This window comes from Priestia sp. 53B2, from assembly GCF_056099005.1.
The window spans coordinates 24,764-47,142 of the sequence record NZ_JBLZXA010000001.1 but is presented as its reverse complement, the minus strand read 5'-3'; the positions used below and the strand labels follow the sequence as shown (position 1 = coordinate 47,142).

Annotated in this window: 30 protein-coding genes; 20 read left to right on the top strand and 10 right to left on the bottom strand. The window is 38.6% G+C overall.

The window, feature by feature from the left end:
* Positions 1 to 209: 209 nt before the first annotated feature.
* Complete coding sequence (locus ACN6NE_RS00290) at positions 210 to 773, top strand: NAD(P)H-dependent oxidoreductase (protein ID WP_474324008.1); 564 nt, start codon at positions 210 to 212, stop codon at positions 771 to 773.
* 315 nt (positions 774 to 1,088) lie between these two features.
* The gene (locus ACN6NE_RS00285; RefSeq protein ID WP_013057894.1) at positions 1,089 to 1,253 is read left to right on the top strand and encodes a hypothetical protein; all 165 of its coding nucleotides are present in this window, start codon (positions 1,089 to 1,091) and stop codon (positions 1,251 to 1,253) included.
* Between the two features lie 81 nt (positions 1,254 to 1,334).
* Here ACN6NE_RS00285 and ACN6NE_RS00280 read toward each other — a convergent pair whose 3' ends face one another.
* The gene (locus tag ACN6NE_RS00280; protein ID WP_013057893.1) at positions 1,335 to 1,589 is read right to left on the bottom strand and encodes a hypothetical protein; all 255 of its coding nucleotides are present in this window, start codon (positions 1,587 to 1,589) and stop codon (positions 1,335 to 1,337) included.
* A 362-nt stretch (positions 1,590 to 1,951) separates the two neighbouring features.
* Between ACN6NE_RS00280 and ACN6NE_RS00275 the strand changes: the two genes are divergently transcribed.
* The 7 genes from ACN6NE_RS00275 (at position 1,952) to ACN6NE_RS00245 (ending at position 8,543) form a co-directional block, all read left to right on the top strand.
* Positions 1,952 to 2,758, top strand: a complete 807-nt coding sequence (locus ACN6NE_RS00275) for a cell wall hydrolase (protein ID WP_474324006.1) — start codon at positions 1,952 to 1,954, stop codon at positions 2,756 to 2,758.
* Between the two features lie 578 nt (positions 2,759 to 3,336).
* Complete coding sequence (locus tag ACN6NE_RS00270; RefSeq protein ID WP_071272956.1) at positions 3,337 to 4,287, top strand: ABC transporter permease; 951 nt, start codon at positions 3,337 to 3,339, stop codon at positions 4,285 to 4,287.
* Positions 4,280 to 5,227: an iron chelate uptake ABC transporter family permease subunit gene (locus ACN6NE_RS00265; protein ID WP_474324004.1), complete on the top strand. Its 948-nt coding sequence runs from the start codon at positions 4,280 to 4,282 to the stop codon at positions 5,225 to 5,227. The genes ACN6NE_RS00270 and ACN6NE_RS00265 overlap by 8 nt, the downstream gene beginning before the upstream one ends.
* Positions 5,221 to 5,979 (top strand): iron ABC transporter ATP-binding protein, encoded by a 759-nt coding sequence (locus tag ACN6NE_RS00260; RefSeq protein ID WP_129710537.1) that lies wholly within the window; start codon positions 5,221 to 5,223, stop codon positions 5,977 to 5,979. Before ACN6NE_RS00265 ends, ACN6NE_RS00260 begins: the two co-directional genes overlap by 7 nt.
* Before the next feature lie 23 nt (positions 5,980 to 6,002).
* A complete protein-coding gene (locus ACN6NE_RS00255) occupies positions 6,003 to 6,959 on the top strand; it encodes a siderophore ABC transporter substrate-binding protein (protein WP_474324002.1) in 957 nt (318 codons plus the stop codon).
* Between the two features lie 327 nt (positions 6,960 to 7,286).
* Positions 7,287 to 8,141: a manganese catalase family protein gene (locus ACN6NE_RS00250; RefSeq protein WP_129710535.1), complete on the top strand. Its 855-nt coding sequence runs from the start codon at positions 7,287 to 7,289 to the stop codon at positions 8,139 to 8,141.
* Between the two features lie 261 nt (positions 8,142 to 8,402).
* Complete coding sequence (locus tag ACN6NE_RS00245) at positions 8,403 to 8,543, top strand: hypothetical protein (protein ID WP_162871487.1); 141 nt, start codon at positions 8,403 to 8,405, stop codon at positions 8,541 to 8,543.
* Between the two features lie 468 nt (positions 8,544 to 9,011).
* On the opposite strand, the gene ACN6NE_RS00240 is transcribed toward ACN6NE_RS00245, so the two are convergent.
* The 3 genes from ACN6NE_RS00240 to ACN6NE_RS00230 form a co-directional block, all read right to left on the bottom strand.
* Positions 9,012 to 10,091, bottom strand: coding sequence for a PrsW family intramembrane metalloprotease (locus ACN6NE_RS00240; protein WP_129710534.1), 1,080 nt, complete (start codon positions 10,089 to 10,091; stop codon positions 9,012 to 9,014).
* 275 nt (positions 10,092 to 10,366) lie between these two features.
* Complete coding sequence (locus ACN6NE_RS00235; protein WP_129710533.1) at positions 10,367 to 10,615, bottom strand: hypothetical protein; 249 nt, start codon at positions 10,613 to 10,615, stop codon at positions 10,367 to 10,369.
* A gap of 22 nt (positions 10,616 to 10,637) precedes the next feature.
* On the bottom strand, positions 10,638 to 11,252 hold the full coding sequence (locus ACN6NE_RS00230) for an NAD(P)-dependent oxidoreductase (protein WP_028414459.1): 615 nt from the start codon (positions 11,250 to 11,252) through the stop codon (positions 10,638 to 10,640).
* 266 nt (positions 11,253 to 11,518) lie between these two features.
* Between ACN6NE_RS00230 and ACN6NE_RS00225 the strand changes: the two genes are divergently transcribed.
* Positions 11,519 to 11,695, top strand: a complete 177-nt coding sequence (locus tag ACN6NE_RS00225; RefSeq protein ID WP_016764823.1) for a hypothetical protein — start codon at positions 11,519 to 11,521, stop codon at positions 11,693 to 11,695.
* 92 nt (positions 11,696 to 11,787) lie between these two features.
* Entirely contained in the window at positions 11,788 to 13,275 is a 1,488-nt protein-coding gene (locus tag ACN6NE_RS00220; RefSeq protein ID WP_474324000.1) for a hypothetical protein, read from the top strand.
* Positions 13,276 to 13,293: 18 nt separating this feature from the next.
* Here the strand turns inward: ACN6NE_RS00220 and ACN6NE_RS00215 are convergent, their stop codons facing one another.
* Positions 13,294 to 13,461, bottom strand: coding sequence for a hypothetical protein (locus tag ACN6NE_RS00215; RefSeq protein ID WP_165351767.1), 168 nt, complete (start codon positions 13,459 to 13,461; stop codon positions 13,294 to 13,296).
* Between the two features lie 63 nt (positions 13,462 to 13,524).
* A complete protein-coding gene (locus tag ACN6NE_RS00210; RefSeq protein ID WP_240702737.1) occupies positions 13,525 to 14,247 on the bottom strand; it encodes a DUF421 domain-containing protein in 723 nt (240 codons plus the stop codon).
* 327 nt (positions 14,248 to 14,574) lie between these two features.
* Between ACN6NE_RS00210 and cspD the strand changes: the two genes are divergently transcribed.
* The gene (gene cspD / locus ACN6NE_RS00205) at positions 14,575 to 14,772 is read left to right on the top strand and encodes a cold-shock protein CspD (protein WP_013057877.1); all 198 of its coding nucleotides are present in this window, start codon (positions 14,575 to 14,577) and stop codon (positions 14,770 to 14,772) included.
* 242 nt (positions 14,773 to 15,014) lie between these two features.
* Entirely contained in the window at positions 15,015 to 16,592 is a 1,578-nt protein-coding gene (locus tag ACN6NE_RS00200) for a peptide chain release factor 3 (protein WP_013057876.1), read from the top strand.
* Between the two features lie 97 nt (positions 16,593 to 16,689).
* Here the strand turns inward: ACN6NE_RS00200 and ACN6NE_RS00195 are convergent, their stop codons facing one another.
* Together ACN6NE_RS00195 and ACN6NE_RS00190 are read right to left on the bottom strand one after the other, a co-directional pair.
* Complete coding sequence (locus ACN6NE_RS00195) at positions 16,690 to 17,016, bottom strand: DMT family transporter (RefSeq protein WP_013057875.1); 327 nt, start codon at positions 17,014 to 17,016, stop codon at positions 16,690 to 16,692.
* Positions 17,013 to 17,546 (bottom strand): TetR/AcrR family transcriptional regulator, encoded by a 534-nt coding sequence (locus ACN6NE_RS00190; RefSeq protein WP_474323997.1) that lies wholly within the window; start codon positions 17,544 to 17,546, stop codon positions 17,013 to 17,015. Before ACN6NE_RS00190 ends, ACN6NE_RS00195 begins: the two co-directional genes overlap by 4 nt.
* Positions 17,547 to 17,783: 237 nt before the next feature.
* On the opposite strand from ACN6NE_RS00190, the gene ACN6NE_RS00185 reads away from it, so the two are divergent.
* Positions 17,784 to 18,359: a poly-gamma-glutamate hydrolase family protein gene (locus ACN6NE_RS00185; protein ID WP_129710530.1), complete on the top strand. Its 576-nt coding sequence runs from the start codon at positions 17,784 to 17,786 to the stop codon at positions 18,357 to 18,359.
* Here the strand turns inward: ACN6NE_RS00185 and ACN6NE_RS00180 are convergent.
* A complete protein-coding gene (locus ACN6NE_RS00180; protein ID WP_129710529.1) occupies positions 18,310 to 18,864 on the bottom strand; it encodes an HAD-IIIA family hydrolase in 555 nt (184 codons plus the stop codon). The genes ACN6NE_RS00185 and ACN6NE_RS00180 overlap by 50 nt on opposite strands.
* Positions 18,865 to 19,012: 148 nt before the next feature.
* Between ACN6NE_RS00180 and ACN6NE_RS00175 the strand changes: the two genes are divergently transcribed.
* Both ACN6NE_RS00175 and ACN6NE_RS00170 read left to right on the top strand, forming a co-directional pair.
* Entirely contained in the window at positions 19,013 to 20,335 is a 1,323-nt protein-coding gene (locus tag ACN6NE_RS00175; RefSeq protein WP_474323994.1) for an AlbA family DNA-binding domain-containing protein, read from the top strand.
* A 157-nt stretch (positions 20,336 to 20,492) separates the two neighbouring features.
* Positions 20,493 to 20,639: a hypothetical protein gene (locus tag ACN6NE_RS00170; RefSeq protein WP_165351766.1), complete on the top strand. Its 147-nt coding sequence runs from the start codon at positions 20,493 to 20,495 to the stop codon at positions 20,637 to 20,639.
* A 39-nt stretch (positions 20,640 to 20,678) separates the two neighbouring features.
* On the opposite strand, the gene ACN6NE_RS00165 is transcribed toward ACN6NE_RS00170, so the two are convergent.
* Complete coding sequence (locus tag ACN6NE_RS00165; protein ID WP_474323992.1) at positions 20,679 to 21,122, bottom strand: hypothetical protein; 444 nt, start codon at positions 21,120 to 21,122, stop codon at positions 20,679 to 20,681.
* A 118-nt stretch (positions 21,123 to 21,240) separates the two neighbouring features.
* On the opposite strand from ACN6NE_RS00165, the gene ACN6NE_RS00160 reads away from it, so the two are divergent.
* The 4 genes from ACN6NE_RS00160 to ACN6NE_RS00145 all read left to right on the top strand — a co-directional run bounded on the left by ACN6NE_RS00160 (position 21,241) and on the right by ACN6NE_RS00145 (position 22,378).
* Positions 21,241 to 21,459, top strand: a complete 219-nt coding sequence (locus tag ACN6NE_RS00160) for a DUF1659 domain-containing protein (RefSeq protein ID WP_129710526.1) — start codon at positions 21,241 to 21,243, stop codon at positions 21,457 to 21,459.
* A gap of 15 nt (positions 21,460 to 21,474) precedes the next feature.
* Positions 21,475 to 21,687 (top strand): DUF2922 domain-containing protein, encoded by a 213-nt coding sequence (locus ACN6NE_RS00155; RefSeq protein ID WP_050691548.1) that lies wholly within the window; start codon positions 21,475 to 21,477, stop codon positions 21,685 to 21,687.
* A gap of 55 nt (positions 21,688 to 21,742) precedes the next feature.
* Positions 21,743 to 21,880: a YvrJ family protein gene (locus ACN6NE_RS00150; RefSeq protein WP_129710525.1), complete on the top strand. Its 138-nt coding sequence runs from the start codon at positions 21,743 to 21,745 to the stop codon at positions 21,878 to 21,880.
* Positions 21,881 to 21,964: 84 nt separating this feature from the next.
* The gene (locus tag ACN6NE_RS00145; RefSeq protein ID WP_129710524.1) at positions 21,965 to 22,378 is read left to right on the top strand and encodes a BlaI/MecI/CopY family transcriptional regulator; all 414 of its coding nucleotides are present in this window, start codon (positions 21,965 to 21,967) and stop codon (positions 22,376 to 22,378) included.
* The last annotated feature ends 1 nt before the right edge of the window (position 22,379 follow it).

The following is a 22,379-nucleotide window of genomic DNA, read 5'->3' as shown; positions in this document are numbered from 1 at the left end:
TTTATGAGAGTTAAACATCTTCTAAGGAATTAGTAAATTAGACCTTGTTTTTTTCTTTGTTTAGGAAATCATAAGGGTGTTTAAAAAGGGACTTCTAGGTACCTATGTTACTTCAAAGTAAGAGGTGGTACTGGTAGGTAAGTAGTTTTTATGGGTATACAGATATATGAAGATAAAGAAGCAAGGATTTTGGAAAGGAGCAGGTCAGCATGAAAAACGTATTAATCATTAATGGACACGAGTATTATAAAAAGTCAAAAGGAGAGTTAAATCAGACGATTTTTAACGAAATGCAGCATTTACTCACTGATCAATTTGACATTAAAACAACGGTGGTTGATAAAGGCTACGAAGTAGAAGAAGAAATTGAAAAGTGGCTATGGGCTGATGTTGTGATTATGCAGACGCCTATTTACTGGTTCAGCATTCCCGGAAAGTTTAAGCAATATATTGATCGCTTGTATATGGATAACATTTTCTTTAAAGGCTCCAATCAATACGGGCGAGGCGGCTTATTAACGGGGAAAAAATACATGTTTTCTCTCACGTGGAATGCGCCGGAAGCTATTTTCGACAATGACGAAGCTTTCTATGAAGGAAAAAGTTTAGACGAAGCTATTATGCATTTGCATAAAATGAATCAGTACGTCGGTATGAGTCCACTTCCAACTTACTCTATTCATGATGTAGTCAAACATCCAAACGTTGATCACTACAAGCATAAATTAGAAAACCATGTAGCAGAAGTATTTGGAATAGGAGAGCATCAATAAAAGTATAGCCGTTCGTTTTCTGAGAGTATCCTTAGATTTTACAGCTAGTAAAAGAAAAAAACTGCTTTCTATCCATGTAATGGATAGAAAGCAGCTTTTTTACGTGACAGTTTCAAACTTCAGGGTGTGAGGTGGGATAGTTTTTGTTTACCCGTCTATACCTAAATAAAACAATCTAAATGATAATGAAGTAGAAATTATTTATTCCGTTTGTTTATAAATTGTTTAAATATAAGAAGAAGCAGTTTAGCTTTGGAAAATAAGGGAAGAAGCATACTAACTTGCCTGTGTATATTTAGAAAAGGAGGGATAAAGATGTCGTTAGCTCATTTTGATGATATTTCAGAAATTTGCTATGCATGTGAAAAACAGCCTCTTGGGAAAAGACAAAAACGCATTGGCGTTTGGACGGAAAAAGAAATGAGAAAGCCTGTTGAAGAGAGAGTAGAAAATCAGAAGGTGGTCGCACTTTCTCGTTAATGTAAAAAAGCCTTTAGCTCATCTAAAGGCTTTTTTACGTATTGGCGTTTGGATATGTGTGAAGGGTCATAGAAGCAATGGTTATAAATCTTCTAGTCTTTGAACTTTTTTGCCTTCTATTTTATGCTGTTCCATCGTTTCTTTTAACTCTTTGTTCGCCGTTGTCATCGTCGTTTCATTTGTTACGCCCATAAATGACCAGCCGTGAGATTCAAGCCAGTACTTGAATTCCCGCAAAAACTCTTCCTGCGTTCCTCCCGTATGATAAAAAGCTCCTTGAATTGTAATAGCCGGTTTCTCCGTGTTATACGTCACATACATTTTATTTGCACACATCCAAATAGACCTCCTTTATTAATAAACAAACGTAAATTGACAAAGAAGCGCTGAATCATTCCTCAATAGTTACACTATTTCTCTATCTGACTGCTGTTTTCCTTTTTATCTCTGCGATTAATCATAATAAAATCAAGTTTTTTACAGAAAGAGGAATGTAAGTAAACAGATAAAAAGCTCGTTTCGCAATGAAATCGTCATATTTCTACATATTCTTTAAGGGGCGTGTAAAAGTTGTAACATAATGAATGGCACTGTAAGAAACTTAATCCAATTAGAACAAATGTTACTGTTTTTTTTAATGAAAAGACGAATCTATATGCTAAGGTAATAACAGGTTCAAATTTTAGGAGGTAGTTTTTGTGAGTAAAAAACGTGTAAAAAAATGGGCAGTTGCTTCTGCAGCGTCTGTAGCATTTCTAGCAAGTCAAGGAACAGCATCAGCAGCAGCTTCGCACAAAGTCGTAAAGGGAGATACCTTGTGGGGGCTTGGCCAACAAAATGGGGTTACGGTAGATGAACTGAAAGGTGCTAATAACCGCCAAAACGACATGATTTACGTTGGAGAAACATTAACGATTCCTGACCAGGGACAAGCACAACCTGCCGCTAGTCCGGCAACATCTGTACATACAGTAGCACAAGGCGAAACGTTATATCATATTGCAGCACAAAACGGCATGACTGTGGATCAGTTAAAAGCTGTTAACGGTTTACAAAGTGATATCATTACCATCGGACAAACATTAAAACTTCAAGGAGAAGCACCGGCGCCGGCACAAACTGCTCCGTCTACATCGGTTTCTGCACAAGATCAAGATTTACTAGCAAGATTAGTAGAGGCAGAAGCAAAAGGTGAGCCGTACCAAGGAAAAGTAGCGGTAGCAATTGTGGTATTAAACCGTGTGGCTTCACCGGAATTCCCAAATAACATTCACGACGTTATTTATCAGCAGCTAGGAAACGGCGTATATCAATTTTCACCAGTAGCAAACGGAGCAATTAATCAGTCTGCATCAGAAGAATCAAAACGAGCGGTAAGCGAAGCATTGACAAACCCGCATGAAAACGATGCGCTGTTTTTCTATAATCCAAAAATCGCTGAAAGCCAATGGGTTGCAACGCAGCAAGTAACGGCAGTTATCGGAAACCATGTATTTGCAAAATAAGTAGATTTCTTTCAAATATAAACATATATTTCATATATATGTAGTATTGATACAAAGAGGCTGCCACAAAAGTATTTTGCTTAAAGTTAAATCCGAACCATTAATAGTTATTAATGGTTCGGATTTTTTGTTGTTATGGTAAATGTAGATTTCATGTATGTAGTGGCTTCTAGCTGTTAATTGGAGGGCAAGGCGAAGACTCCTGTGAAAAAAGCGCATGCGACGAGGAGGCTCATCGGCCGCCCGCGGAAAGCGAAGCCTTGCACGGAAATCAACAGCGAGCGATCCATACTAGCTCATGTATCAAATTTATTTGTCTTTAGATTGGATTAATGCTGTTATGTCCCAATCCTCTTTTATATGAAGAGAGAAATAGCTATTTTTAAGTCTAATTGAACCTTAAAATGCCTTAACAGATCCATCTGTTAAGGCATTTTTTTGCTTGAATTTTGAGAAAACCATTGATTATTTAGAGAATAATGATATGATAAAGAAAGTCAATTGATAATGATAATCATTTACACGTGATGAAGGAGGAGATAACTAGACTTATAGAGGAAAGAAAGGAGTAAGGAAAGTTGAAGTTTTATCAGTTAATTCTTGTATTTGCTGTACTATCCGTTTTGTCTCTTTTTGTAGGAGTACAAGATCTGTCAGCGATGGATCTGTTTCATTTAACAAAAGAAGAAAGCCAAACGCTGTTTTTTAGTCGTTTCCCTAGGCTCTTGAGTATTATTATGGCGGGAATGAGCCTTAGTATTTGCGGATTAATTATGCAGCAAATTACGCGAAATAAGTTTGTATCTCCAACAACGGCAGGGACGATGGACTGGGCAAGACTTGGTGTGTTAATTTCTCTACTAGTATTTGCTTCAGCAAGTCCTCTATTAAAAATGAGCATTGCTTTCATTTTCTCACTTGCGGGCAATCTATTGTTTATGAGAATACTAGACAGAATTAAATTTAACGATACAATTTATATTCCACTAGTCGGTTTAATGCTCGGCAGTATCGTAAGTTCCTTGGCTACCTTCATCGCCTACAAATACGATTTGATTCAAAACCTTTCTTCGTGGCTGCAAGGCGACTTTTCGCTAGTAGTCAAAGGGAGATATGAACTTTTATACCTGAGTATACCGCTCTTAATAATTGCTTATCTTTACGCAGATAAGTTCACGGTTGCCGGTATGGGAGAAAGCTTTTCAATCAATTTAGGCGTGAAATACAAACAAATCGTAAACATTGGATTAGTCATTGTTTCGCTTATTACGTCGATTACGATTTTGACCGTTGGCATGCTGCCTTTTTTAGGATTAATCATCCCAAATATCGTATCGATTTACCGTGGAGATCATTTGCGAAAAAGCCTGCCTCATACAGCGCTGCTTGGAGCTGTGTTCGTGCTTGCGTGCGATATTTTAGGCAGAGTCATTATTTTCCCTTATGAAATCTCTATTGGGCTAATGGTCGGTGTAATAGGAAGTGCGATCTTTCTTTTTATGCTGATAAGGAGAGGTCGTTATGCATAACAAACATAAAATCATCATTCTCGCAGCGCTGGCCGTTTTATCAGTGGCGCTGTTTATCAGCTACGATTTAGGCTACTGGCAGTACACGCTGCCGCGAAGAATTGAAAAAGTCGCTGCGATTGTTTTAACCGGAGGAGCCATTGCATTTTCATCCGTTATCTTTCAAACGATTACCAATAATCGAATTCTAACTCCTAGTATTCTAGGGCTGGATTCACTGTATTTATTTCTGCAAACGTTTATTGTGTACATCTTTGGCTCGACGAATATTGTCATCATGAACAAAAATCTTAATTTTCTTCTTTGCGTTTCGCTGATGATTATCTTTTCGGTCTTGCTTTACATACTGATGTTCAAAAAAGCCGGTAAGAATATTTTCTTTATTTTACTGGTTGGAATTGTGTTCGGCACGTTATTTAAAAGCATGTCTTCATTTATGGAAATGCTGATTGACCCGAACGAATTTCAAATTGTACAAGATAAATCATTTGCAAGCTTTAACAATGTTAATACTGATTTGCTATACATAGCAACCGTTATTTTTATCCTGCTTGGCATTTACGTGTGGCGCTTTACATCCATATTTGATGTCCTGTCGCTAGGAAGAGAACACGCGGTAAATTTAGGTATTGATTATGATAAGCTCGTCAAAAAAATGCTGATTGTGATCGCCATTTTTGTCTCAGTAGCTACAGCGTTAGTTGGGCCTATTACCTTTCTTGGACTGCTTGTTGTGAACCTTGCGAGAGAGCTGTTCAAAACGTATAAGCACACCTATCTAATGATAGGCTCACTGCTGCTTAGTGTTATTGCCCTCGTCGGAGGAGAATTTATTGTTGAAAAAGTGTTCACCTTCAGCACTACGCTGAGCGTCATTATTGATTTTGCCGGCGGAATTTACTTTATTTATTTGCTGCTAAAGGAGAATAAATCATGGTAGAAGTAACAAATGTCAGTAAAACATACGGAGAAAAAACGGTTTTAGAAAAAACATCCGTCGTGATTCCGAAAGGGAAAATCACGTCATTTATCGGCCCAAACGGAGCGGGAAAAAGTACGCTGCTTTCCATTATGAGCCGTCTGATTAAAGCTGACTCAGGGTCAATATCAATAGAAGGAAAAAATATAGACAATATTGACAGCTCAGATTTAGCCAAAAAAATGAGCATTTTAAAACAGTCCAATCAGCTGAATATCAGGCTTAGCGTACGTGAACTCGTAAATTTTGGAAGGTTTCCTTATTCAAAAGGCCGCTTAACAAAAAGCGATGAACAAGCGGTTGATCAGGCGCTGAGTTATATGAAGCTTGAAAGTATTCAAGACAAATACTTGGATGAACTGAGCGGGGGACAGTGTCAGCGAGCATTTATCGCTATGGTCATCGCCCAGGACACGGAGTATATTTTCTTAGATGAACCGCTCAATAACTTAGATATGAAGCATTCTGTTGAAATTATGAAGCTGTTGAAACGTCTTGTAGAAGACTTAGGCAAAACGATTGTGATTGTCATTCACGATATTAATTTTGCGTCTGTCTATTCGGATTACATCGTGGCGCTTAAAAACGGTGAAGTAATCCGTGAAGGCCCAACAGAAACCATCATTCAAACGTCTGTATTAAAGGATATATACGATATGGATATTCCGATCGAAACGGTTGGCGGACAGCGTATTTGCGTGTATTTTTCATAAAATTTATTCATGAGGTGACGAAAGTGAAAAAAGTGTTATTAATGTTTGTAGCAGTCTTAACTGCGATTGTTGTAGCCGCTTGCGGTAATCAAGGAGCAAAAGAAACAACAGGTGGAGAAAGTAAGCAAAAAGAGACGGTAACAGTAACCGATCAGTTCAATAAAGACGGAATTAAAATTAAGAAAAACCCTAAAAAAGTTGTAGTATTCAGCATGGGTGCACTTGATACACTAGATAAACTAGGGGTTGAAGTAGCGGGCTTGCCAAAACAAGCGATTCCTGAGTATTTATCAAAATATCAAGATGATAAGTATGCTAATGTAGGTGGCTTAAAAGAACCTGATTTCGAAAAAATTGCAGAATTAAAGCCAGACTTAATTATTATTCAAGGTCGCCAAGCAGATTCATTTGACGAATTCTCAAAAATTGCGCCGACGATCTATATCGATACAGATAACCAGCACTACATGAAGTCATTTAAAGAAAATACAAAAGTACTAGGACAAATTTTTGATAAAGAAGATCAAGCGAAAAAAGAGCTAGCAGCGATTGATAAGCAAATTGCAGATTTGAAAAAACAAGCGAACAAACTAGATAAAAAAGCGCTTGTCATGATGGCAAATGATAGCAAAATGACAGCGTTTGGTCCGGGTTCTAAATACGGATTAATCCACGACGTATTCGGTATTAAAGCAGCAGACGAAAGTTTAGATCCATCCGCTAAGCACGGCCAAAGCATTTCATACGAATATTTAGTTAAGCAAAATCCAGACTACTTATTCGTCGTTGACCGCGGCGCCGCAATCGGTGAAAAATCATCCGCCAAACAAATTGTTGAAAATGAGTATGTAAAAGAAATCAACGCGGTGAAAAACAATCACGTTGTGTATCTTGATCCAGGCCTTTGGTATTTATCTGGAGGAGGCCTTGAGTCAATGGCTGGCATGATTAAAGAAATTAAAGCAGGTATAGAGAAGTAATAGAGAAAAAAGAGCTGGTTTTGACCAGCTCTTTTTTTTGCATTCAAAGTATTCACGGTTCCGTGACTGTAAAAAGACTGCTACAAGCAGTTTTTTTGCTTATAACAAAGGGTGTTATCCACGTGTTTCCATATGCGGTCTTTTAACTACCCAGAATAAAAAGACCGCATATGGAAACAGTAGTTATGTGCACATGTTAGAAAGATGGCACGCTAGAATAGTTAGGAAAAAAAGCAACAGGTACTGTAAGTGAAAAATCTTATAGCGGACAAAAATCTACATAAGTTAGTTCAAAAACAAGTAATGTCAATAAAAGGAGTGTTTCATATGTATTATTATAAAGAAGGATTAATTAATGGCATTAAACCGGATAAGCCCGATCCTGCGGCCGCGAAGGTACTGCAAGAAACCTTAGGCGGGCAGTTTGGTGAAATGCGGACAATGATGCAATATTTCTTTCAAAGCTCTAACTTCAGAGGAAAAGAGACGCAGTATCGTGATTTAATGAAAGGTGTTTTTTTAGAAGAAATAGCTCACGTAGAACTCGTTCAAAATACCATTAATGCATTGTTAGATGAATCTGGCGGAGCTGGGGTAGGAAGTCAAGGTTCAGATCAGGCTCCTCTTGATGAAGCCGTAAAACATGCTAATCCTCATCACTATATTATGGGCGCTCAAAGCTCACTGCCAGTGGATGCGGGCGGAAATCCATGGAACGGCTCGTGGGTTTATAATCACGGAAATCTAGTGGCTGATTTGCTGAATAACGTTGTATTAGAATCAACCGGTGTTTTACAAAAAACAAGGATATATGAAATGAGTTCTAACCAAACGTTAAGAGAAACGCTAGGTTTCTTAATTGTTCGAGATAATGCTCATCAAAATGCGTTTGCAAAAGCTCTTGAAACATTAGGCGTGGACTGGGGAAAGCTATTCCCTGTACCAAATTACGATATTAACAAATACCCTGAATGCAGAAAATTTGTCGAGATGGGGTATCATAACACGCAATTTGATTTTAGGTTAGATCCGCATCGAATGGGAGAAATATTCCAAGGGCAGACGCCAAGCAGAAATGGCGGAGACTTGAGCGTAACACCTCCACCTGAAGCTTTTCCAGTCCCTCATTTATCTGAAATGCCAAATGAGCATGCTCCAGGTTTAGGAGACATGAATGCATAAAAGTATGTGAATCGACTGTAATTAAACAAAGCTAAAATAAATAAAAAAACATTGACTGAGAGCTAGTAGTCAATGTTTTTTTATTTGCTTTAGCGAAATTCTTTCATTTGTCTAGCGCAAAGCACATCTCGCCATTCCTGTAAGGGCATGATAAAGTGCTTTTTTTACATCTGTTTGTGAATTTATTTGTTTTTTATAAGAAGAAGAGGGAATACTTTCTTTAATCGCTTGTGATAGAAAGCTAATAAGGGGCATGCTGCTATGAGTAACCAAAAAGATGAATTTTTATTTAAACGAGAGCTCTATCGCTTAGTACAAGAATACAAACGCTGTAAAGTTGAAGAAATTAGACAGGCAATTAAAAAGGATATTCTTCTTTTGAAGAAGGTTATAAATAACTAAAATAGATAAACACCGGCAAAAAAGCTCATGTTAGTTAATAAATGAGCTTTTTTTGCTGCTTTAAACTTGTTCAAACGAATTAGTATGTCTATAAATAGTCTCAGGAAGATTATGGACCATGTTAAACAGAGCTAACGCAGTTGTTTCTAGTTCTTCATAACGATAAATGATATCGTTTTCAATATCGCAGATTTGAAAACTGTTTAATTGTTTTGAATAACTTAGTGTAAACCTATTGGCAAGAGTATGAGTAATGTCGCTATCTCTATAATTTACTAAATTTGCTATCATGTGCTTAATTTCAGTTAGGTTCATCCACCAAGTCACCCTTTCATGTTATTGAAGTTATCATACCATGTACAGGTAGTTTGAATGCTTTTTTTTACAATTTGTAACAACAATTTTCAAAATGAAACATAAAGGTAACAAAAATTTAAAACGAGCAGCTTAACGCAAGCTGAACATTTCCTATGAGGGGGTAGGATTTTCTTTGCAGTAGGTCAACTCCAACTTTTTATCTGCGATTTCTTTTAGCCCAATACGAATCATACTGAATACTAAAATCCATAATATAACCGTTAAAATTGTATGTCCAGCGGGCAAAATACCTAGTATAGGTGAGTCCCAAAGAGCGTGCATAAAAACGACAAGCAAAAATACACCGAGAAATTTTGGTTTTATCAACATGCTCCACTGAAATTTCTTATTTCCTTGGACGATGCAGACGGCAGCTCCAGTCAAGGCAGCCCAAGCTACATGTCCTCCAGGAGCAAAAATACTGCGCCAAAGTATTGTAGAATAAAGCATGTGAAAGCTGCCGGAAAGAAGTGCCCGTAAAGCATAGCCAGCGGTTTCAAAAGCAGCAAAACCAGCTCCTATTGCAGCTCCCAAGAGGAGTCCGTTAAGGATATATCTATATTTAAGATTGCGCACAAAATAAATAACCGCGATAACTTTAGCCAGTTCCTCGCATATTCCAATCACGATCACGTTTGTGTTATTTCCCAGAATATCATAAAACACAAGTGCTAATAAAAGTGAGAGGATTCCGCCAATAAAAACGACATAAACAATTTTGTAAATAGCAATATTCTGCGGAGCGTTCATTTCCCAAAAGAAAATGAGCGTAGTAAACGGCACTGCAAAAGCACCGACTACAATAAGACCGGGTATGAAGTTGATGTTTTCGAACAAGCTTACGCCTAGATATAGCCCTAAGTATGCGACAAGCGCAATAAGAAAGACCCTTGCAAAAAGCCAAGGCTTTGGCCATGTATTTACAACTTCTTCTATTTTAGGAGTCGTAAGCCCTGTTCCTACAATAAAAAGCCGTTCAGCTTCCATTTCACTGTGCTGTCGGAAGACTCGAGAGAATATATTTCGAAATTTGGGTTCAACCGAACGTTCATTTCTTGGGATTTTATCAACACGATGGGCAAACAAGTAGAATATGCTGTAGTTTTCGTCGTGTTCCACGATTTCATGGCCGCAATTTAAGCAGAATTTTACCCCTTCCGGATTAGAATAAGCGCAATGGGGGCATTTCATTTATCTTCCTCCTTTTTCTAGATACAAATCGTTTGACACTTGTCTTATGACATCTTCTACATATATTATGTGAGCCGATGAAAAAAGCATAAGAGGGTTTGATAGGTAATTTGCTTAAATAATGGAATGGTATGTATATAAAAGACAGAAGCTATTGCTAAAAGAGACCTCATTAAACCAAAAAAGGCTGTGTTATAAGCCGAACATTCGACTTACAGCACAGCCCTTTATATGATTGAAAATGTGGATTTAAGCCTGTTTTCTTTACAATGCTACTACGCAATAAAAAAGCTTCCTGAAATAAAAACGATGACACCAATGACCATCATTAATGTTTCGCGGTCTTTTTTTTCTGTTTTTTTATTAGCAGGCAGCAGCGATTTTGAAAGAGGCTTGGCAAAAATAACGACAAGCATGCAAACAGCAGCAAAGATGCCAAGCGCCACCTGAAAATTACCTTCAATAAAGACGCATCCCATTAAAAGTACAAGACTTATTTTTAGAAAAATTTTTGATAGGTTCACTATCCACACTCCTTTAGAACACTTAATACGAAAGACTTAGTGATTTTTTTATGTGTCTGTTGTTTTCTACGGCTTGAAGGAGAAAATGAGCGACGTCAGAACGGCTGATGTTGCGTCCGTTTTCTGGTATGCTAGCTTCTCCTATACGATAATACGTAGTTAATGGACCGCTCGTTAAACCCATTGGCCGAGCAACAGTCCAGTCGAGCCCGCTTACCTTCAAGAGCTTCACCGCTTCGTGATGATCGCGAAGCACATTTTTTAAAATGCGCTGAGCAAGCCAGCCCGTCATGCCTGGAATTTCTCCGTCGATTCCGGCAGAAGCCGTGTAGGCAATACGCTGAATTCCGTTTTCGTTCATACATTGAATCAGCAGATTTGTCGTTTCTACTAAAAGGGTAGAATGCCCTAGATTTTCGGTTCCAAGACAAGAAATTACTGCATCACACCCTCGCATGGCCTGACACACTTCATAATAATCAAGCACGTCGCCTTGTATGATGTGTACGTTCGCATGCGTTATCTTAAGCTTAGATGGATTTCGCACAAATGCTTTTACATAATGTCCGTTTTTAATCGCTTGCTTTATTAATTCCTGTCCGGTCCTGCCGCTTGCGCCAATCAAAAAAATGTTCATACGATCAACCCTTTCGTTTCAATGTAGGTAGTAAAAACGAAATTTTCTTTTACCATAACACATTTTTCTCGATTTAGCTTGTCAAAACATAAAAGCTGCTTACGAGATTCATCAAAGTAAGAGGTATCCTCTGTTCTTTTTTAAAACTTATGTCATAGACTGTCTAGAAAACAAAGAAATGTACGAACGGTTTATAAAGGTGTTTAATGCTATAGAAGCGAAAGGGTATTATAGGAATAAGGGACGAACAGAAGGGGCGATGCACTATGAAAAAATCGGTAAGCCGAGCACGTGTTATCATAGTACTAATAGGTTTTCCGCTCATCTTTCTCATTATGGCACTTGTGACGGGTGAGTGGCGATATATGACTTGGACTATTCCGCCTGCACTGATGTCATGTTGGACGGCACTCTTTGTATTAAGGAAGCAAGAAGAAAGATAACAGGAAATTTGAACTATTGCATCGAATTTATAGAAAAAGTATAAAATGATAGAAAGCTATAGTAAGAAAATTTAATGAAGGACGGTGTGAAGATGAACGGACAACAGTTATTGTATGGGTTGCTTACGTCTAAAGGCGATATCCTAAGAGCTGCTTATGTGTTATGTGACCACCGCATTTATACGGAAATGTCAGCACAGTATCAGCAAACGGAGCATACAGATTTTCAAGCGTCATTGGTAGAAGAAATGAAATTGCTTGAAAAACAGCCTGAAGTAGACATGCATCTGCATATTTTGCTTGAAATGGCGAAGTTTTTTGAACTTCCTGTTTCCCATGCTACAACAAATGGCGAGCTGTACGAGTTAAGCGATAACATTGGAAATTTGCTTGTATCTAAATACAATGAGCTGTTTTCAATTGCACGCTGTCATACGCTAGAAGACATAATGCGCCATCAAATCCGACTGTTCTTTCATCTAATTGATTCGCAATACATGATTGCTACAAATCGTCAGCAAGCTGTGTTTCAGCAGCAGCTGATGAATTGGATTGAACAGCTGCCCCCCATGTATCAGGAAAGAATGATTGATGCATTAGGAGAATATCAGCAGGAAGCACTTGTGAAACTGCTGCAAAAAAAAGGGACAATCGAGCTATACAAACAGCTTCCTCTGCACGCATACCCTGCTATTTCAGGCCTTATGGCAACCGTAATGAGTATCTTTATTCCCGTTAATTACCCGCCAGCACTGCTATTTAGTATGAATGCGCCGCTGTTTTTAATGGCGAGCTTTGAAAGTCATGAAATTATTGCAAAACGCAAAGAAGCTGGAACTTTTTTGCCGCTGTTATTAGTAGTTGTTCAGCTGATGTGGACGTACAAGCTTGAGCATCAGGATGAGCTGTTGAATTATCAGTCTCTGCTGATCAAGTGGTCATCTGTACACACAACGTATCAAGATTATATGAAAAAGAAAGAGCAGTCACTGTTTGACCGTGAACGGTTAGACAGCTTTATTTATAAAACAGAGCAGTATGTTAAGCAGCTCCGCGCTACGGAGAAAAAGACGGTGAAGCAAATTGAAACGCTCAAAACAGCCATCCGCCATCAGCTTGATGAAATGGAGCTCACATCGTTAAACGGAGGACTTGTGCTTCAAAAAATGATTGAAGAGCATGAATCATTAAAACAAGATGTAGAAGAACTGCAGCGCAAGCTTTCGATTAAAGGTGACTTCTTCTCTAAAGTAAGACTGACGTTCCGTTCTGCAGAACGAGCGGTCAAAAGCAAAGTGAAAGAAGTAGAGCGTAAAAAAGTACTTATGCAAATGACGGACTTTATTTTAGCAAATCGCTTGCCCGTATGCGTGGATATTCAAAATGAAATTTATGATTATCAAGACGAGCTGACGACGACTATTTTTCAAATTAATCAGCAGGTCGAACTGCTTGAAGAAACAAAACAAAGCCGCCAGCTAGCCGATGCAAAAGTACGCCGCTATGATCAAGAAATAAAGCGATTCGAACGGAACTACTATGGCTTAAAAGAAGGAACCGTTGAAGAGATGGCACAGTGAAACTGGGACAAAAATATTTTATCCGAACGAGTTTGATTCTTGATAGAGAATCAAACTCGTTCGGATTTTTTTATGGTGGTCATGAACATAGGTTTTATGTATGTAGCTGCTTCTAGCTGTTGATAGAAAAGCAAAGCCCTGCACGGAAATCAACAGCGGTGTAACAAGCGATACATACGAACTCATTCACCCCATTTGTCTGCCTTTAGATTGGCGTAATTTAGTTATGTCTCAATCTCATTCTCATTCTCATTCTCTGTCTGTAGGAGCTGATAGCTGATCTTTATACTCATCTACATAGAGCATGCCGTTTGTTGACACAACTGCATACAGCACTTGGTTCAACTGAAGCTGACGATTTGAAAGCTCAAGGTTGATCCACTGTTCGGTATATTGAGATGTTAAATTTTTTTGAATAATTTCTCCGTCCATGATGAGTTCTACCGGTAAATTCATTTCTTTAAACGGCTTAGATAAAACGTCCTGTTTGGCAATGTTTTGATAAGCAGTTTTCTTTAATACTGACAGTTTTCCGCTTACTTCTAAAACAGCAAATTCTACTTCAGCAATGTTGAATGTTCCTAGTTCTCGTAAATGCTGATTCAAGTCGTCAATAGAATATTTAACTTTTTTCATATTTGCTTCAAGAAGCTTTCCTTTTTCCATAATAACCGTCGGGCGACCTGAAATCCATTTTCTCAAGCGCCTGCTTTTTAGAGCTGTTGATGCTAAAAGAAAATGAATGGCCACAAGAAAAGCAAAAGAAGCGAACATCGGCAGAAATTTTAATTTTAAATCAAATCCCATATTTGCGATGAACGACCCAATAATGATGGACATCGCAAATGTAAAATGATTATTATGCGTGTTAATTTGTTTTCCAATCAGGAAAGTTGTAATGCTTAAGATAATAAAAGAAACAAAGGTTCTAAGAAGGGACATGAGAATGTCTTCCATAGGTTGTGATGTCACCTGCTTTCTCATAAATAGAAAGAGTATCTATCTCTATAGCGTTATCCATTTAAAGGATCGTTATACAAGAAAAAGCATCAAGAAGAAGTGCGGATAATGCGTTCACATTCGGCTGCTTAAAAAGGGGCGGAAAGGCTGTAGGTAAGGGATCAAAGCAAACAAAAAGAATGTGCAAATTCCTTTGAAATTTTTTGGAGGATTTGTTACAATAAAGGTGCTTATTTTTGTTCGGTAAGGATAGTTCGAAGTGTTCGTCTTGACTTATTGTAAGAGCAGGAATAGAGTAATATACAATGTGTGGATTGTCACACAAGGAGGAAAAGAGATATGTTACAAGGTAAAGTAAAATGGTTCAACGCTGAAAAAGGTTTCGGTTTCATCGAAGTAGAAGGACAAGACGATGTATTCGTTCATTTCTCTGCTATCCAAGGCGAAGGTTTTAAAACTTTAGAAGAAGGTCAAGAAGTTACATTTGAAATCGTTGAAGGCAACCGTGGACCACAAGCTGCTAACGTTCAAAAGTAATTTTTTTTATAAAGTTTAAGCCGATCAGCAGAACGTTTCTCTGGTCGTTCGTTAAACTAAACTGGGAGAAGGCCCCTTTTATAAAAGGGGTCTTTTCCTGTTCGCTTTTTACACCTTGTTGACGATTTCTTTGATTTTGTAGAAGTATTCAAATATGAAAAAAACTAGTCACGCAGTATAAAAAAAGCGTATAATGAAATGATGAAAATAGGAATTGTAGAGCAGAAAGGATTTTAAAACGTATGAGCAACCAACTTCAAGAAACGATGGTCGATTCACGTCGTACATTCGCCATTATTTCTCACCCGGATGCCGGGAAAACAACGTTAACAGAAAAAATGCTGTTACTGGGCGGAATGATTCGTTCAGCCGGAACGGTTAAAGGAAAAAAATCAGGCAAGTTTGCTACATCTGACTGGATGGAAATCGAAAAACAACGTGGAATTTCGGTTACATCAAGTGTTATGCAGTTTGAGTATAAAGATCACTTTATTAACATCTTGGATACACCAGGACATGAAGACTTCAGTGAGGATACGTATCGTACCTTAACGGCTGTAGACAGTGCGGTCATGGTTATTGACGGAACAAAAGGGATTGAAGCACAAACGCTTAAACTTTTTAAAGTTTGTCGTATGCGCGGTATTCCCATCCTTACATTTATCAATAAATTAGACCGTGAAGGAAAAGAGCCGCTTGAGCTGCTTGAAGAAATTGAAGATGTACTCGGTATTGAATCATACCCTGTAACGTGGCCAATTGGCATGGGGAAACGATTCCAAGGAACGTATGACCGCTTTTCAAAACAAATTGAAGTATACCAAGGAAACAAAGAGTCATATTTTGCAGACTTTGACGGGGAAAATATCGACGATGAAATTAAAAAACACGTCGATGAAATGTATTTACCAGGCTTAGTCGATGATTTATCTCTATTAGACGAAGCAGGTAATGATTTTTCAATTGAAAAAGTAAAGCAAGGCCTATTAACACCTGTTTTCTTCGGAAGTGCGATTGCAAACTTTGGTGTACAGTCTTTCTTTAATTCATTTTTACAATTAACATCACCGCCGCAGCCTCGTGAATCAACGAATGGCACCGTTCAGCCTACGGATGAAAACTTCTCAGGTTTCATCTTTAAAATTCAAGCGAACATGAACCCGGCTCACCGCGACCGCATTGCGTTCGTACGCGTATGTTCAGGAAAATTCGAGCGTGGAATGAACGTGACGCTAGCAAGAACGAACCGCAAAATGAAGCTAGCGCAGTCTCATCAGTTCTTGGCATCAAGCCGTGAAACAGTAGACACAGCGTATCCAGGAGATATCATTGGCTTATATGATTCAGGCACGTATCAAATTGGTGACACAATTGTAGGAGAGGGAAAAGTATTCGAATTTGACGCTCTTCCAAAGTTCCCGCCTGAACTGTTTGTAAAAGTTCGTGCGAAAAATGCAATGAAATCCAAGCACTTTGAAAAAGGGATTAATCAGCTTGTACAAGAAGGAGCCGTACAGCTTTACCGTACGCCGTTCTTTGGAGATTATATTTTAGGAGCAGTGGGTGAACTTCAGTTCCAAGTGTTTGAACATCGCATGAAAGGTGAGTACAATGTCGATCTTGAATTCACGCGCATGTCTCATAACATTGCAAAATGGGTAGACAAATCAACAATTGAAGATCGCATGCTAGATTCTCGCGTGATGCTAGTAGAAGATCGTGATAAGCATTCCGTTCTTATGTTTGAAAACGATTTTGTATGGCGTTTGTTCCAGGACAAATATCCATCTGTTAAATTCCTAGATCCGTTTAATCTATAAAAGAGTATAAAAAAAGGAAAACGATACATACTACTTTCATAAGTAGACAGTCGATTTTCCTCCTTTGCTTAAGAGTCAGTATTTACTGGCTCTTTTTTTAGTGAGCCACTGATTTTAAATTTAAAAGAATGACTCCTGCAATGATTAATACGATGCCAAATACCATCGTGAGACTGCCGCTTTCTTTCCAAATGACTACGCCAATCACAGCTGTCACAGCAGTTCCTACGCCAGACCAAATGGCATATGCAACGCTGAGTGGAATGTGCTGAAGCGATGTGGAAAGCGCATAGAAAGCAAGACCAAATCCTAATAAAACACCAAGACTAGGCCAAAATTTTGTAAATCCGTTTGATGCTTTTAACATAGATGTACCGAATAATTCCGAGCTAATTGCAATCGCTAAAAATAAATAGGCTTTCATCGAAAACCCTCCTCTGTTAATTTCCGAAGTTGTTGTTGAATCTGTTTTTGCATGACTGGATCCACGGGTGCAAGCCCAAACATTTGGCTGAACCATAGTCCGTCAGCTGCTAAGCGCACAATGGTAGCAAGGACTGGATCAATGTCGTCTTGTTCAATGTGCTGCTGCCACTTTTCGTATTGCTTTTGAAAGTGCTGCAGGAGTTCAGGATTTGTTGCAATACCTGCAAGTAACCCCGCGCTCATCACTTGTTCGCGCTGCAGGTCACGAAGCGTCTCAGAGAGATAAGCCCGGCTCCATTTGCCAGGAGAATCGTCATGTTCAACTTGTACGTTTAGTCCGTCATCATATTTCTTTGTGACTGAATACAGCATTTGCTTAATCAATTCATCTTTTGAAGAGAAGTGATACAACAAACCGCCTTTACTGACGCCGGCTTCTTTTGCTACTTTTTCAAGCGTTAAATTTCCAACGCCGTCACGCTGTACAACCTGAGTAGCTGCAAGCAATATATCATCAAATGTAGACACATGAATTTCCTCCTTTTTGATTTTCCCTAGAATACTTTACCGTCTGGACGGTTTGTTTGGCAATACTTTTATTTCGAATTTCAAAAAAAAATTTTGTGCACACTAAAATATAAAGTATGAAAACAAAAATAAACGGGGAAACAAAGGGTTAATCCCTTTACTACCTTTACTATATGAAGAAAAAGAAAAAATAAAGCCTGGGTATATGAAAGATAAAAGAAAGGTGTGAAGAAACAGATGAGGGATGTGTATCAAAGTTTTCAAGAACTATTACAGTGTGAACGAGCGGGAATTGATTACGAAATAGAATGTGTCATTCGCCGGAGAGAAATTGTCGTGCTTGCTATTCACGGAGGAACGATGGAAATTGGGACAGAAGAAGTAGCAGAAAAAATAGCAGAAAAGCTGAACGCAACGGTGTACGTATTTAAAACGCTGAAAACAGAAAATCCGTTTGAATTGCATGTTACGTCTGCAAACTACGATGAAGAAATGGCGCGTCACCTTGTTAAAAAATCAGCGGTCACGATTTCTCTTCACGGTGCCTACAGCGACGTCTGTACGACTTATATCGGAGGAAGAGACGAAGAGTTAGAAAAAGCGGTGCGTCATGCGCTCTCAGGTTTTCCGATCAGTGAAACGCCCGTACATTTAAAAGGCGTTTCACCTCGAAATATCGCAAACGGCAATCAGCGGCATAAAGGACTGCAGCTTGAAATAACCACTCCGCAGTATGAACAATTATTACAGGATAATCAGCTGTTTAACGAGTATGTGAATGCGGTAGTATCAGCTGTGAACTCAGTGATGTAAAGATAAATTCAACAGCTTCCTGTGTATTGGCTGCAATAAAGGCTGTTTGTACATTAGCCCATTTTTCCCGTGCATGTAACGTGTCGTGCCCAGCCCCTGTTAACACTAAAATACATTGAGCCCCTGCTGCACTGGCCGCTACGAGGTCTTTCCACCGGTCGCCAATCACGATGCAGTTAGCCAAATTTAAGCTGTGCTCTTCGGCTGCTTTTAACAGCATGCCCGGCCTTGGTTTGCGGCACGAACAATTGTCCGAATCTTCATGAGGACAAAGGTAAACATCATCAAATCCAAAAGCTAAAAGCTCAGAGATAAAGTCTGATTTCTTTACCTTTCCTTTTGCAACATCGGGCTGATTCGTAAAGGAAAACAGCGGAATGTTTTGTTTCTTTATGTCTATAATCGCTTGCTTTGCTTGGGGAAACAGCTGAAAATCACCTGGATATTGTATTTCATTACTGCCGCCAATTGTTCCGTCCCGGTCTAAAAATATTGCTTCAATCATATTCTTCACCTCTTTTTCTATCATAATATAAAACAGGATTAATTTGGTAAAAACTTTGTTTTTTGAAAAAAATTAAAGAAATATGACTGTCTTTTTACTTCTCATCATATGGATAAGTTAAATAGAAGTGGTGAGGAGGGGAAGACAAGTGAACGAAGAATCGTTTTATTCACCATTTATAAGCGAAGACGGAAAGAAAAAAACAATTGGAGAAATTGAGTTTTCAGATGTGCAGCGCATGATGGAAAAACATTTAGAAGAAGGCTATCAGCTTGAGTTCAAGCGCGAAGTAAGCTCAACGGTCAAACGGAAAATCCCAAATATCATCGCTTCGTTTGCCAATGAAAAAGGAGGCTGGCTTATTTTTGGCGTAGATGAAGACGACCATTCCATTAACCTGCTCGAGCGCAAGGAATATGAGCTGTTTATTAATAATATGCTTAAAGATGTCACCAATCCCATTCCTCGTATCGTTACGCGTTTTTTATCACCTGAAGATCACCCCGGGCAAGGTGTTTTTGTTATTTGGATTCCCGAAGGTCCGAACCCTCCGTACATGTCTTACGGGAAAATTTACAGAAGAATTGGAAGCGGCACATCTCCCGTTACGGAAATCGATGATCGCTATCATTTAGATCGACTCTATCAAAAATCCGAGGATCAAACGCAGCGAATAGAGGAATTTTGCACAAAAGAACTGTCTATCTATAACAGAAAATGGCCGATGCACGGGAAAAGCTATATTCATTACGGGATGTGTAATATGTACGTGCTGCCACTATATGATTTGCATTTAGTTGAACAAACGGAAGAAGAACGGTTAAAGCAATATATTTTAAGCAAGTCTAGCGAACCAAAACACTATCGTTTGGACGAGGAAAGTACGGTAATGCTACATACGCCGTTTGTTAAAGCCTCTTATTCAGCCGAATCCATCATTTTTCGAAGCACAGATGTGATTGATGCGTATGATAAAACAATTGCGTGGGAGCAGTTTTATAACGGATCAGCTAAGTTTCATATTCCTATTCCGTACATGGAAGAATCAAAACAAATTCATGACGTATTAAAGTCAAGTATTTCAAGCTACATCGATGAGACGATTTTTGAGCAGTTTCAATATATAAACGGACCCTTTTTTCTCACATCTTTAATCAGCTGCATCGGCGGATACATCGAGTGTATGATGGAATTAAAAGCAGAGCTGGAAGATATGATTATTGTGATTGACTTAGAGAACGTTCGAAACGATGTGCTTTACTTTCCGCATAAGCAATTTCAAACATTTCTAGAAGAAGAAGGGCTCGTCTTTTCAGATAAAAAGCAATACCGATTTAATCGATCATTTAAAACGACAAAATTAGGAGGGAATCTGGAGCTTCTTGCCTACGTTGATTATATCGTGACAGCGTTTGGCCTTTCAAAAAACCAGTCCATTGACTTTCTTAAACACTCGTTAAATCAAGGATAAAATATACAATTTTTTGACAATAACTAAAAAAATGACAAAAGTGAAAAAAAGTATGATAATATCTTTCGTAAGTAATGAGCAAGTAAAGAAGAGAAAGGGGACTCTTTTTTACGGATGCCGTTGCTAGGTAGGGTTAAACATAAGGGGAGAAAAGGCAATGAAAAAAGCGACATCCATACTTCTAATTGTCCTAGCACTGGCTGGGTTAGGAGGAGTATGCGCTGCTTATTACCATTTGGAGCAGCAAAAGCAAACGGAAGAAATGACGTATGAACAGAACTACATAACCGTAAGAAATGCATGAAAAAACCAGCCAATCGGCTGGTTTTTTTGGGGTTTCAAGTCATAGTAAGTAAAATAAAGATTTTGCTTGTTCAGTTTTTTTAAATAACTCCAATGATGTATAGACGCAAAATAGAAAGCCGACGCTTGAAAAAACAAAAAACAAGCGGAGAAAAGGGCGTTTTTTTTGAATGCGAAAGTACGTAAAGACAACGAGTGAACATACAAGAAGTACGCTCATAGCAGCAAATTGAATCGCGAGGTCTGCTAAATCATCAACCGTACGTTGAAACAGCTTTAGCGTTTCGTCGTTCAAATCAGTCTCAGGAATGTTCGTTTTGTCTTGTTGATTTAACACCCCTACATCCCATTTTTCTCGACTATAATCATGAGAAACCGTGTAGTAAAACGGACCAAGCTTTTTTTCATGTGAACCATCATCAGCAAGTGCTGAAGCTGGATGCATGAATGCTAGAACAAAAAATAAAAAGCTCCACTTTCTCATTACAAAAGCCTCTTTCTAACTCAGTCTATCTCCCATTATAAACCAAAAAATTTTATGTTTCCATCATCCCTCTTTCCTATTTCAAATTCTATATATAAAGTGAAAGGGGGAATAAAAGATGGCAGAAAAAATTCAGCATTCAAGCCAGCTTCGCTTAGTATTAGAACAAGGAATAAAAGAGGATGGAAAACCCGATTTGAAGACAAAATCCTATATGAACATTCAGCCTGGAAGTTCTGCAGATGCTCTCGTTACAGCGAGTGAAACCATTGCCAGCCTGCAGTCGCTGCCGCTTGTTGAAATCAACGAAGTTGTCACGTTTTCACTTTTAAAATAAGAAAAGAGGTAGAGTATGAAAACTTTAACGATGCAGTTTTTGAATGAATCACAAAAAGCAGTAAGCCTATCGATTGAATCACCAAAAGATACGTTAGACGCAGCGGCCATTGCAGCAGCAATGAATGCACTGATCGCAAGCGATGTCTTTACTTCAAGCGGCGGAGCGCTCGTTGCAAGAAAAGGCGCTCAAATCGTTGAGCGAAATGTAACCGAGTTTACGATTTAAAAATCAAAGTCCTTCCACTTCGGTGCGAAGGGCTTTTTTAAAAGGAGAGAGGAAGATGACAGAGTGGTTTACGCTTGTTTCAGACGTTGGTTTTCCAGTGGTGGTGACGCTTTATTTACTCCACCGCATTGAAGCCAAGCTTGATACAGTTGTGCTGTCCATTCAGCATTTAACCGAGGAAGTAAAAAAGTGATTATGACAATTGTAAGGCAGTTGTAATCGAAAAGTTGACGGATTTGACACCTCACACTACAATTAGTAGTGTGAGGTGTCAAATATGAAAATTGAAAAATTCAAATTTAATGAAACTGGCCTTAATCGCTTTTTTGGCCCGCTTGAAGCAAAAATTATGACGGCTTTATGGAATGGAAATGAAATGTCCATTAAAGACGTACAGCACGTGCTAGAGAAAGAAAAAGCAGTTAACTTCAACACCGTTATGACAGTCATGAATCGATTGGTGGAAAAAGGCGTGTTGCAAAAGCATTTAAAAGGACGTACATCCATGTATCAGCCGATTCTTTCTAAAGAGGAATTTATCGATGCTCAGTCGAAAGAGTTAACGCACGAATTGATCGATGAATTTGGCTCGCTCGCTGTTACTCATATGCTTGATGCGTTAGAAGAAGTGGATGATTCACTATTAAGCATGCTCGAATCAAAAGTCAAACAGTTAAAAAAGGATGAATAAT

What these genes read in the sequence shown, in the direction of transcription:
- ACN6NE_RS00195 (WP_013057875.1), bottom strand. Translation starts at nt 17,016, where the DNA reads ATGAAAGCCTATTTATTTTTAGCGATTGCAATTAGCTCGGAATTATTC.
- ACN6NE_RS00220 (WP_474324000.1), top strand. Translation starts at nt 11,788, where the DNA reads ATGAACGGACAACAGTTATTGTATGGGTTGCTTACGTCTAAAGGCGAT.
- ACN6NE_RS00280 (WP_013057893.1), bottom strand. Translation starts at nt 1,589, where the DNA reads ATGTGTGCAAATAAAATGTATGTGACGTATAACACGGAGAAACCGGCT.
- ACN6NE_RS00225 (WP_016764823.1), top strand. Translation starts at nt 11,519, where the DNA reads ATGAAAAAATCGGTAAGCCGAGCACGTGTTATCATAGTACTAATAGGT.
- ACN6NE_RS00150 (WP_129710525.1), top strand. Translation starts at nt 21,743, where the DNA reads ATGACAGAGTGGTTTACGCTTGTTTCAGACGTTGGTTTTCCAGTGGTG.
- ACN6NE_RS00265 (WP_474324004.1), top strand. Translation starts at nt 4,280, where the DNA reads ATGCATAACAAACATAAAATCATCATTCTCGCAGCGCTGGCCGTTTTA.
- ACN6NE_RS00240 (WP_129710534.1), bottom strand. Translation starts at nt 10,091, where the DNA reads ATGAAATGCCCCCATTGCGCTTATTCTAATCCGGAAGGGGTAAAATTC.
- ACN6NE_RS00290 (WP_474324008.1), top strand. Translation starts at nt 210, where the DNA reads ATGAAAAACGTATTAATCATTAATGGACACGAGTATTATAAAAAGTCA.
- ACN6NE_RS00160 (WP_129710526.1), top strand. Translation starts at nt 21,241, where the DNA reads ATGGCAGAAAAAATTCAGCATTCAAGCCAGCTTCGCTTAGTATTAGAA.
- ACN6NE_RS00250 (WP_129710535.1), top strand. Translation starts at nt 7,287, where the DNA reads ATGTATTATTATAAAGAAGGATTAATTAATGGCATTAAACCGGATAAG.
- ACN6NE_RS00155 (WP_050691548.1), top strand. Translation starts at nt 21,475, where the DNA reads ATGAAAACTTTAACGATGCAGTTTTTGAATGAATCACAAAAAGCAGTA.
- ACN6NE_RS00185 (WP_129710530.1), top strand. Translation starts at nt 17,784, where the DNA reads ATGAGGGATGTGTATCAAAGTTTTCAAGAACTATTACAGTGTGAACGA.
- ACN6NE_RS00245 (WP_162871487.1), top strand. Translation starts at nt 8,403, where the DNA reads ATGAGTAACCAAAAAGATGAATTTTTATTTAAACGAGAGCTCTATCGC.
- ACN6NE_RS00170 (WP_165351766.1), top strand. Translation starts at nt 20,493, where the DNA reads ATGAAAAAAGCGACATCCATACTTCTAATTGTCCTAGCACTGGCTGGG.
- ACN6NE_RS00200 (WP_013057876.1), top strand. Translation starts at nt 15,015, where the DNA reads ATGAGCAACCAACTTCAAGAAACGATGGTCGATTCACGTCGTACATTC.
- ACN6NE_RS00230 (WP_028414459.1), bottom strand. Translation starts at nt 11,252, where the DNA reads ATGAACATTTTTTTGATTGGCGCAAGCGGCAGGACCGGACAGGAATTA.
- ACN6NE_RS00180 (WP_129710529.1), bottom strand. Translation starts at nt 18,864, where the DNA reads ATGATTGAAGCAATATTTTTAGACCGGGACGGAACAATTGGCGGCAGT.
- ACN6NE_RS00260 (WP_129710537.1), top strand. Translation starts at nt 5,221, where the DNA reads ATGGTAGAAGTAACAAATGTCAGTAAAACATACGGAGAAAAAACGGTT.
- ACN6NE_RS00215 (WP_165351767.1), bottom strand. Translation starts at nt 13,461, where the DNA reads ATGAGTTCGTATGTATCGCTTGTTACACCGCTGTTGATTTCCGTGCAG.
- ACN6NE_RS00165 (WP_474323992.1), bottom strand. Translation starts at nt 21,122, where the DNA reads ATGAGAAAGTGGAGCTTTTTATTTTTTGTTCTAGCATTCATGCATCCA.
- ACN6NE_RS00285 (WP_013057894.1), top strand. Translation starts at nt 1,089, where the DNA reads ATGTCGTTAGCTCATTTTGATGATATTTCAGAAATTTGCTATGCATGT.
- ACN6NE_RS00145 (WP_129710524.1), top strand. Translation starts at nt 21,965, where the DNA reads ATGAAAATTGAAAAATTCAAATTTAATGAAACTGGCCTTAATCGCTTT.
- cspD (WP_013057877.1), top strand. Translation starts at nt 14,575, where the DNA reads ATGTTACAAGGTAAAGTAAAATGGTTCAACGCTGAAAAAGGTTTCGGT.